The organism is Acinetobacter sp. UBA2063, from assembly GCF_002333245.1.
In the GTDB taxonomy this organism is placed as follows: Bacteria; Pseudomonadota; Gammaproteobacteria; order Pseudomonadales; family Moraxellaceae; genus Acinetobacter; species Acinetobacter parvus.
The window spans coordinates 1-10247 of record NZ_DDAH01000189.1 but is presented as its reverse complement, the minus strand read 5'-3'; the positions used below and the strand labels follow the sequence as shown (position 1 = coordinate 10247).

Below are 10247 nucleotides of genomic sequence, written 5' to 3'. Positions count from 1 at the left end.
TACGGCTATTCGGATAAAATGACCATTCATCATACTTGGTCGCATTCGGTTCAGTAAAAGAAAAGGTGAGCTGCCCCTCTATAATTTTATTTTTCATCGACTAGCCTACTTGCATAAAACGATCAGATTGAGTGAGTTCCTCATCTAATAATGTCAGTGTTTGCAAGGCATCTATGCTTTCACCTTGTTCAAGATAAACACCTTGATCAGTGGGACGTAAAGCAAAATATTTTTTAGGAATCGGGGCAAATTGCTTTTCTATGCTCAAAATTTCAATTTCCCTTAATAAAAATAAAGAATGAGTTGCCATAAATATCTGAATGCCGTTTTGACATAAATGTAGTAAAACCTTGGCAATCAATTTAATTAATTTGGGGTTTAAATTGGTTTCAGGTTCATCCCAAAATAAATAGCCCTGTTCAAGTAAAGTGCCTGTACTGATGAGACGTGCTAACATTGCCAGTTTACGTAGTCCTTCTGCAATTAAGGGCATTTCCAAATTTCCCTCACCCACAATACTTAGATAGAATCGTCCGCTTTTACTGTCTACAAATACCTTGCCACCCATGGCCTCTTCAAGTGGCTTTAATAACTCAGCAATGCGTTTTTCTCTTGCTCCTTTAACCGTAGGCGCATTTAGTAATGAACAGGTATCTCGCCATGTTTCTTCAAATTCAACATAGGTATGCTCATATAGGGAAATGAACCAAGGGCATAAAGTAAGCAACTCACGTGTAGGAATAAAGACAGGGGGCTTTACTAACCATTGCTCAGGTGCTTTCTCCATCTGTACTTCAGATTTACTGCGTGTTGAAAATACAAAACTTGTATCCAGGCTTTTATTATCAAAATTAAAGCTCAGTTCGCAACGCTCTGCGCCTTGTTTACGTCGAGCCAATCGCCCTAAAGTTTCAGGACGTAATACTGTCAATAATTTATCGGCATAACCTTTTTGCAAATATACCTGTGTTGGACGTTCATTTAAATGCTGTTTGCTTTGGTAACCTGTTGCAAGTACTGCATACATACTTTTAAGTAAATGCGACTTTCCACAACCATTTTCCCCAATAATAATATTCAAACCCCGTGCAAAATCAAAGTTTGCCTCAGGAAATACCGTTAAATTTCTGACTGTTAGGTGCTTTAACATGCTCAACCTACTCAAATATAGGGGGATAGTGGATTTTTCTATACTTTAACATAAGCATTTAATTTAAAATAATAGGTTCATTCGGCAATTCATTTTCATCATACAAATCATTTTTTACATAGTATTGATCCAATACTTGACCAATTTCATTCACGCCACCAGTCACAGCTCGTAAATATTCTTTTTGAGCCAAGGTAACAGCGATATTTTGGCAAATTGTATTCCACGTCTCAGTTTGTGTTGCATTTTTTAAACCGCGGTCAATCACAATCTCAACTTTGCGCTCACACAGATTTAAATACAGCAATACACCACTATTGAGTTCAGTATCCCAAACACCCAATTCAGCAAATAGCTGCTGCGCCCGTAGCCGTGTGTTTTGATGATAAGCCTGTGAACAGGGTATATGTCCTTCGATTACCACTTGAATTTCACCAACATGACCTTTTTCAGCCTGCTGCACAGCGTTGGCTATGTGCATTCTATCTTGCTTATTGAAATAACGATGCATAGAAGATATATAGAGGAAGTGTTTAAACCAGCGCTTTAAGCTTGGTTGAACCTGCTCATCCAGTTTAGGCTGGGTAATAATCTGTGTTGTATCTGTTTTTGTTACCATGAGCCCGATGCTCCTCCCCCGCCAAAACTGCCGCCACCACCACTATAACCACCGCCGCTGCCACCGCCAAAGCCTCCACCTCTGCCCCCTCGTCCACCACCTGACAAGAAGGCCTGAAAAATCAGTTGAGCAAGTGATGTGATTAATAAAAAGAAAATTCCCACACCAAGCAATAGACTCATCACCAGACCAGCACCATTGACCAGTCCCGCAACCATTGCTGCCACAGCCGCAGTAGATGCACTTAATCGTTTACCCACAATGAACGATCCTATGACACCCGCAATTAAAATAAATAGCGCCATCGTAAGCGTATTATCTTTGGCTTGTTGCTCACGTAAAGCTTGTTCATGACGGTCTTTTAATTCTTGGGCAGCCTGTTGGGCAATTTCTGGATCAAGATTAACGATACGGCTAATTTCATCCAACCCAGCCGAAATCCCTTGTGCATATTGTCCCTGTTTAAAGGCAGGTGTGATTTGGTTGCGAATAATACGGCTGAGTACTACATCAGGTAATACACCTTCCAGACCATAGCCTGTTAGAATCTGAATTTTACGATCGTTGATCGCAATTGCCATCAACAAACCATTATCACGTTTTGCTGAACCTAGCTGCCATTTTTCACCTGTACGCAAAGCAAAATCAAAAATCGCTTCCTGACCTGTGGTGGGTACAATAATGACTCCAATTTGAGCTTTACCCTGTTGATAAAGGGCTAGAATTTTTTGATTGAGTTGCTGGATTTCAGCCTCGTTCAATATCTTAGCTTGATCAATCACAGGTTGGTTTAAAGTGGGTAAACCACGTATAGATTCCCCATCCGCCATATCATTGGCAACTGTAGCTAGTACGGGAGGCTGTTCTGTGGTTGTTGATGACTTGTTTTGTTGCTGTTGCTGAATAATTTTTCCAGCAACCACTAGATCACCTTGATCTGTCGCAGTGGCGGTCTCAGCCCAGGTTGTATGTTGAAAACAAAGCATTGCAAAAATGATGGTTAAAACATATTTTAATTTTTGCTTTAACTTGATCAACATACGCCCCTCCTAAGCCGAAAACAATTTCAACGATTAATTAAATGAAACTGTTGGCGCCTGTTGTGCAGATGAGTCTGCCTTAAAGTTTTCCTTGGTTTTCATTCCAATCACTTTTGCTGTGATTGCTTGTGGGAACTGACGCACATATGAATTGTAATCTTGCACTGTCGTAATATAACGGTTACGAGCAACCGCGATTCGATTTTCTGTACCTTCCAATTGTGCTTGTAAATCACGGAATTGTTCATTGGCTTTTAAATCTGGATAATTTTCAGAAACAGCAATCAAACGAGATAATGCACTTGTCAATTGACTTTGTGCTTGTTGATATTTTTCAAATAGCGCTGGGTCTTCTAAAACTTCTTTATCTACTTTTAAACCCGCAACATTCGAACGAGCTTGCGTCACCTCTGTGAGGACTTGCTCTTCATGTTTGGCATAGCCTTTCACTACATTGACAAGATTAGGCACAAGGTCAGCACGGCGTTGATACTGGTTTTGTACTTCAGACCAGGAAGCATTGACCGCCTCATCTTTCACCTGCAAGGTGTTATAGCCACAGCCTGTGAACAATAAGGTGCTTGCCAATACAGTTGCGAGCGCAGTTTGTTTGATCACTTTCATAAAAATTTATCCTCAGGTTTTTCTTTATATTTTTTCAATAATTCATTGTAATGTGATTTTTGTTCTCTGTGTAACATTTATTTGTTGAAATCTTTATATCATTGCATAGAATCATCGGAGAACTGTAACCGTCGTACGGTAATCCCCAATGCCTTGAGGCGATTTAAATAATTTTCTCTGAATTTGCATTTACAAGAGCCATTTTTATTGCCTACACAATTTCCTGATTGGTCTTTGAAAATCACGCTAAAAAATGATCAGGGACAGGGCAAAATAGCTTATACGATTTGCCAAAACTACCAAAAAGATAAGGTGAAAATAGTAGAGCCTGCATAATGCAGGCTCTACTTAGACGTGTTTTACAATATTTTCTGGATTAAACACCAAGGTAATCTAAAATACCCTCGGCAGCTTGACGACCTTCCCAGATAGCAGTTACCACAAGATCAGAACCACGCACCATATCTCCACCTGCGAAGATTTTTGGATTAGAGGTCTGGAACTTAAACTCTTGCTGTTCAGCTGCCACTACACGACCTGAACCATCTAAGCTCACATTCGCAGAACCAAACCAATCCGCAGGGCTTGGACGGAAACCGAAAGCAAGCAATACTGCATCAGCTGGTAAAACTTCTTCAGAATCAGGAACTGGCTCAGGGCTACGACGACCACGGCTATCAGGCTCACCCATCTGTGTAGTCACGACTTTTACGCCTGTTACCTTGCCATTTTCACCAACAATTTCAATTGGTTGACGATTGAATAGGAATTTCACGCCCTCTTCATAGGCATTCTTTACTTCACGCGCAGAACCCGGCATGTTGCTTTCGTCACGACGGTAAGCACATGTCACATCATGTGCACCTTGGCGTAATGAAGTACGGTTACAGTCCATCGCAGTATCACCACCACCAAGAACAATCACCTTTTTACCATCTACACTGATGTATTCGCTTGGATCTTTTTCCCAGCCTTGGCAACGATTTACATTCGCAATTAAGAAATCTAATGCATCGTAAACACCATCAAGATCTTCACCAGGGAAACCACCTTTCATATAAGTGTATGTTCCCATACCCATGAATACTGCATCGTATTCAGCAAGCAACTGTTCAATCGTTACATCGACACCAATTTCAGTATTCAAACGGAACTCAATGCCCATCCCCGTGAAGATTTCACGACGACGTTTCATCACATCTTTTTCCATTTTAAATTCTGGAATACCGAATGTAAGTAGACCACCAATTTCAGGACGTTTATCGAATACAACTGGTTTTACACCACCGCGTGCAAGAATATCTGCACAACCTAAGCCTGCTGGACCTGCACCAATAATTGCAACTTTTTTATTCGTCCATTTAACGCCAGACATATCTGGGCGCCAGCCTAGAGCAAAGGCAGTATCGTTGATATATTTTTCAGCATTACCAATCGTTACTGCACCAAAGCCGTCATTTAAAGTACAAGCACCTTCGCATAAACGGTCTTGTGGACATACACGACCACATACTTCTGGCAAGGTATTGGTTTGGTGGCACAGCTCGGCTGCTTGGAAAATTTGACCTTCTGCAATCAACTTTAACCAGTTAGGAATATAGTTATGTACAGGACATTTCCATTCGCAATACGGGTTACCACAACCTAAACAACGATGCGTCTGATTCGCAGCCACTTCAGCAGTAAAAGGTTTATAAATTTCCACAAATTCTGCTTTGCGGACAGTAATATCTTTTTTCTCTGGATCTTGGCGTGGTACGTCCAGAAATTGAAAGTCATTATTGAGGCGTTCTGCCATGTCTCTCTCCGTGGGTAGGCGCAGCGGTTTTCTTCACCTCTGCACCTGCCTATGTCTTTGCAGTCGTGGAATTATTGTGGATCAGCTTGGGTTGTTTTCAAAAGCGTTTGCAAATTAGCAGCTTTTGGTTTTACAAGCCAGAACTTACGACTATAGAAGTCGAACTCATTACGGATTTTGTAAGCCCAAGCACTGCCTGTTTCTTGGATATGCTCATCAAGAATACGTAATAGATATTCTTTATGATCTTCCATCGCCTCAGTCGAGATACGATTTAAGTCAATCAACTCATGGTTATAGTAGTCAACAAAGTCGTTATCAAGGTCAAGGACATAAGCGAAACCGCCTGTCATACCCGCACCAAAGTTATGACCAACTTTACCTAAGACAGTGACCACACCACCTGTCATATATTCACAGCAGTGATCGCCAGCACCTTCAATGACTGCAAAAGCACCTGAGTTACGAACAGCGAAACGCTCACCCGCAGTACCCGCAGCAAATAACTTACCGCCAGTCGCACCATACAAACAAGTGTTACCGATGATTGCAGTATTTTGCGTTTGGAACGGCGAACCTTTTGGTGGGAAGATCGACACACGACCACCCGCCATGCCTTTACCAACATAGTCGTTAGCATCACCTTCAAGTTTGATATGCAAACCACCTGCATTCCACACACCAAGTGATTGACCAGCAGTACCAACCAAATTCATCACAACAGGGCTGTTTTCCATACCCAAGTTACCATAACGACGTGCAATCTCACCCGAGATACGCGCACCGATTGAACGATCACAGTTACCTACAGTAAAGTTAAATGAGCCGCCTGTTCCCGCTTCAATCGCTGGTAGCATTTCTTCAACCATACGTTCAGCCAAGACACCTTTATCAAATGGCGCATTACCTTGAACTTGACAATATTGTGCCTTGCCTTCCGCTGAAGGATGAGAGGTTAATAATGCACTTAGGTCTAAGTGTGCATGTTTTTCAGTTTCACCCGGTAATACTTCTAGTAAATCAACACGACCAATCAAGTCTTTTAGTGATGAAACGCCTAATGCAGCCAACCATTCGCGTGTTTCTTCAGCAATGAATTTGAAGAAGTTAATCAACATTTGTGGCTCGCCAATATAATGCTCTTGGCGTAAATGGTCTTGTTGGGTTGCCACACCAGTTGCACAGTTATTCAAGTGGCAAATACGAAGATATTTACAACCTAATGCGATCATTGGTGTAGAACCGAAACCAAAGCTTTCAGCACCTAAAATTGCTGCTTTGATTACATCCAGACCTGTTTTTAAACCACCATCAGTTTGAACACGAACCTTACCACGCAAGTCGTTTACACGAAGAGCCTGATGCGCTTCACTTAAACCGAGCTCCCATGGTGAACCCGCATGGTGAATCGACGAAAGCGGTGAGGCTGCTGTACCACCGTCATAACCTGAAATGGTGATGAAGTCAGCATAAGCTTTTGCAACACCAGCGGCAATTGTCCCTACACCCGGCTCAGATACTAATTTCACTGAAACCATCGCTTGAGGATTGACTTGCTTCAAGTCAAAGATCAATTGCGACAAATCTTCAATCGAATAGATATCGTGGTGTGGCGGTGGTGAAATCAAGGTCACACCCGGCACCGAGTAACGTAAACGCGCAATCAAGCCATTTACTTTACCACCTGGTAGCTGACCACCCTCACCTGGTTTTGCACCTTGCGCCACTTTGATCTGTAGAACTTCAGCAGAAGTTAAGTACGCTGGTGTTACACCAAAACGACCTGATGCAATCTGTTTGATTTTCGAGTTACGAATCGTGCCGTAACGCGCTGGGTCTTCACCGCCCTCACCAGAGTTCGAACGACCACCAATGGTATTCATTGCTATCGCAATTGCTTCATGCGCTTCTGGAGACAATGCACCTAATGACATACCTGCAGAGTCAAAGCGAGGTAAAATCTCTTCAATGGTTTCAACTTGATCCAATGCAATTGAATTGGTGGTTTTTAACTTAAATAAGTCACGAATCGTAGCAACTGGACGGTTATTCACCAACTCTGCATATTCTTTAAAGTCTTGATATTGACCTGAACGAACCGCCTTATGCAATGAGTTAATCACATCAGGGTTGAAAGCATGGTACTCTTTACCAAATACAAATTTAAGTAAACCACCTTGATCAATCGGCTTACGGTTCTGCCAAGCAGTTGTTGCCAATTTTTTCTGATCGTTTTCTAAATCTGCAAAAGTAGCCCCTTGGATACGGCTTGGTACGCCAAGGAAGCATTTATCAACCACCTCAGAAGAAAGACCAACCGCTTCGAACAACTGACCACCACGATAAGAGGCAACTGTTGAGATCCCCATTTTAGAAAGTACTTTCAATAAGCCTTTCTCAATGCCTTTACGGAAATTCGCTTGTGCATGGATTGGGTCACCCAATAACTCACCTTTGGCAACCAAGTCATTGATCACATCGTATGCCAAGTAGGGATAAACTGCTGTCGCACCAAAGCCAAGTAATACTGCAAATTGGTGCGGATCACGGGCAAAACCTGTTTCAACCAAAATGTTCGCATCAGTACGCAAACCCGTTTTAATCAAATGATGATGTACCGCACCTGTTGCCAATGCAGAGTTTGCAGGCAAGAAACCTTCACGGAAGTTTTTATCCGTTAATACGATTAAGGTTTTGCCATCACGAACCGCTTGCGCAGTTTCTTCACAAATACGGGCAATCGCTGCTTGTAAGCCTTCAGCTTCAGCATAGTTCAGGTCAATATCAACAACGCCATAGCCTTCGCGCTCTTTTTCAACATCGCGAAGCTGCTGCATTTTTGAATTAGACAATACAGGGCTGGAAATAATGATGCGGTCGGCATGCTCTGGACCTTGCTCGAACACGTTCTGTTCACGACCTAAACAAGTTTCCAATGACATTACAATTGATTCACGTAATGGATCAATTGGTGGATTGGTGACTTGCGCAAATTGTTGACGGAAATAGTCAGAAACATGGCGCACTTGACGAGACAATACTGCCATTGGGGTATCATCACCCATTGAGCCGACAGCTTCCTGACCGCTTTCTGCAATAGGACGCAATAATTGATCACGCTCTTCAAATGTTACCATAAACATTTTTTGCGCTGCTTTTAACTTATCCCCTGTAAGGCCTTGATCCACAAGTTGTTCTTCAAGCTGTGGATTGGCCTGTAAGCGAATCGCATGATCACGCAACCATTCACGGTATGGACGCATGTTCTTAAGATGATTGCTGACATCTTTGGTATCTAGCACTTTGCCAGTCAATGTATCAACCACTAGGATTTGACCAGGACCAACACGACCTTTAGACACCACATCTTCTGGCTCATAACCCCACACGCCGATTTCAGATGCCAAAGTGATGTAGTCATTTTTAGTGATGACCCAACGCGCTGGACGCAAGCCATTACGGTCTAGCATACAGATCGCGTGACGACCATCCTGAATCACCAAACCTGCTGGACCATCCCAAGCTTCCATGTGCTTAGAGTTGAATTCATAGAATGCACGTAGATCAGCATCTAAAGTTTCAACATTCTGCCATGCTGGTGGAACCAACATACGTAGCGCACGGAATAAGTCCATTCCGCCACCCACAAGAATTTCAAGCATGTTGTCTAGGCTTGATGAATCCGAACCAGTACGGTTTACGATCGAATTAAGCTCAGTTAAACCTGGCAATAATGGGTTTTCAAATTTAGGCGTACGTGCCAAAGCCCAGTTACGGTTTGCTGTAATGGTATTAATTTCACCATTATGGGCAAGGTAACGGAATGGTTGTGCCAATGGCCAGCGTGGCAAAGTATTGGTCGAGAAACGCTGATGGAATACCACGATATGTGATTTTAAGCGCTCATCAGCCAAGTCGGTATAGAAGTCGGCAATCGCTGCTGGCATCATCAAGCCTTTATAGCTGATGACTGTGGTCGCCAAAGTGGTGACATAGAACAAAGGATCATTTTGTAATTGTTGTTCAGCACGGCGGCGTGCCAGGAAAAGTTTACGGTTAAACTCAACCTCAGTTAAGCCCATTGGGCAATTCACAAGAATTTGTTCAAATGCAGGCAATGATTGCAGAGCAATCTCACCGAGAGCATCATTATTTGTGGGTACAACACGCCATGCCGTAACCGTTAAACCTTCCGCTGCAATTTCTTTATTTAAAATATTCTTTGCATTTTGAGCTAAAGCAGGGTCAATATTTAAAAATACAGTACCCGCAGCAAAAATCTCAGTAAGATTAGCACCTAACTTCTGAGCTTCGTCACGAAAGAACTGTTTCGGCATAGCCAATAGCAATCCGCACCCATCTCCCGTTTTACCATCTGCGGCAATACCACCACGGTGCGTCATGCAACTTAAACTGTGAATCGCGGTTTCGACCAGATGATGGCTTGATTCACCCTTCATATGGGCAATCAGACCAAAACCACAGTTATCCTTAAACTCATCAGGCTGATATAGACCTTGAGCGGGAGCTACAGTATTAGGCGATGGCATGTGCATAGCGTACCCTTCTTTCAACATGGCTCTTTCGAGCAACAAACAATCAATTCATTTTCTGCGATATTGTCGATTAACTCATTTAAAGTTCAATGCTTCGCAAAAAAACATTTTCACTGGCGGATTTGCAAATATACGTCTTTCTTATGCAAGAATCAGCGTATTTCACTATATAAAGTGTTTTCAGTTATTACACTTTAACAAATACTTGTAAAGTATAAAAAACTTTCTATTTCACTCAATTAATGAATCTTTTCGCACAAAAAAGGGTAATGAGTAGACAAATTAGCATCATAAGAAAGCAAAAAATATGCCAAAAAAATAAAAATTTACTAAATCATTAAAAAAATTAAAATAACTTTAAATTATAGAAACTAAGCCCTAAACACCAAGAAATGAAATTGCACCAAAAAAAATCACAGTGCCATAAAAAGAATCAATATTGTTTCATATTGGTGCAAAA

6 protein-coding genes are annotated in these 10247 nt (G+C 42.0%); all 6 read right to left on the bottom strand.

What is annotated here, in order from left to right; genetic code table 11:
* Window positions 1–100 precede the first annotated feature (100 nt).
* The 6 genes from B4H32_RS09205 to gltB all read right to left on the bottom strand — a co-directional run bounded on the left by B4H32_RS09205 (window position 101) and on the right by gltB (window position 9781).
* Complete coding sequence (locus B4H32_RS09205) at window positions 101–1150, bottom strand: AAA family ATPase (protein WP_286802351.1); 1050 nt, start codon at window positions 1148–1150, stop codon at window positions 101–103.
* A gap of 58 nt (window positions 1151–1208) precedes the next feature.
* The gene (locus B4H32_RS09200; protein ID WP_286802349.1) at window positions 1209–1769 is read right to left on the bottom strand and encodes a TPM domain-containing protein; all 561 of its coding nucleotides are present in this window, start codon (window positions 1767–1769) and stop codon (window positions 1209–1211) included.
* A complete protein-coding gene (locus B4H32_RS09195) occupies window positions 1763–2809 on the bottom strand; it encodes a TPM domain-containing protein (protein ID WP_286802346.1) in 1047 nt (348 codons plus the stop codon). Before B4H32_RS09195 ends, B4H32_RS09200 begins: the two co-directional genes overlap by 7 nt.
* A gap of 33 nt (window positions 2810–2842) precedes the next feature.
* Complete coding sequence (locus tag B4H32_RS09190) at window positions 2843–3433, bottom strand: LemA family protein (protein WP_286802345.1); 591 nt, start codon at window positions 3431–3433, stop codon at window positions 2843–2845.
* A 376-nt stretch (window positions 3434–3809) separates the two neighbouring features.
* Window positions 3810–5231 carry an FAD-dependent oxidoreductase gene (locus tag B4H32_RS09185; RefSeq protein ID WP_286802343.1) on the bottom strand — a complete coding sequence of 474 codons (1422 nt, stop codon included), beginning with the start codon at window positions 5229–5231 and terminating at the stop codon, window positions 3810–3812.
* 71 nt (window positions 5232–5302) lie between these two features.
* Window positions 5303–9781: a glutamate synthase large subunit gene (gltB, locus tag B4H32_RS09180; protein WP_286802340.1), complete on the bottom strand. Its 4479-nt coding sequence runs from the start codon at window positions 9779–9781 to the stop codon at window positions 5303–5305.
* Window positions 9782–10247 lie beyond the last annotated feature (466 nt).